At 35.7% G+C, this 746-nt stretch carries 1 pseudogene; it reads left to right on the top strand.

Annotated features, from left to right (window positions below):
* Window positions 1-593, top strand: a pseudogene (locus tag WMO38_RS15105) (hypothetical protein); the annotation flags it as partial.
* Window positions 594-746 lie beyond the last annotated feature (153 nt).

The raw sequence follows: 746 nt of genomic DNA, 5'->3' as shown, positions 1-746 counted from the left end.
TACCACGCTACATAATATTTTATAACGGTCGTCAGGAGATGCCGGAAAGATGCACGCTGAGGCTGTCGGATGCGTTTGTGAAAAAATCGGATAATTATAATTCAAATCAAGTCACCGCCAGCGATACATCCAGCAACTGTAATTCGTCAAAATTTCAACCGGCAATGGAAATCACCGCTCATATGATTAACATAAATATTGGTAATAACGCGGAATTGATGAAAAAATGCAGGCTGCTCCACGATTATGCATCATTTATCGGGTTAATCCGTGATTATGTATCACAGGAAAATGATATTAACACAGCCGTTACACTTGCAATTAACCAAGCCATAAGCCATAATATTCTAAAAGAAGTATTATCAGTGCATACAGCGGAGGTGCGTGACATGATTCTGACAGAATATAACGAAGAACAGCATATAAAAAATGAGAAAAATATCAGCTATGATGATGGGTTTAATGATGGAATTGAGCAAACAAAAATTGAAGCTATCAAAAACATGATTAAACTTAATGTCCCAAAGGATAAGATTATAGAGTGTTATTCAGAAGCGGAGTATAATGTTGCAATAAAAGATGATAGAAATTAAAAATACAGTGATTATTACAAGGAGGACTGCCTATTGACCAATGAACCATTACTAAACCGGAACCACAAAGATGCCCTGTTTCGGTTTATCTTTAAAAATCCTAAGGATTTATTATCTTTGTATAATGCGTTGAACGATACTGACTATACGGAT

Source organism: Lachnospira hominis (ex Hitch et al. 2025) (assembly GCF_040096395.1).
GTDB lineage: Bacteria > Bacillota > Clostridia > Lachnospirales > Lachnospiraceae > Lachnospira > Lachnospira hominis.
This window is presented reverse-complemented; position numbering and strand designations above follow the sequence as displayed.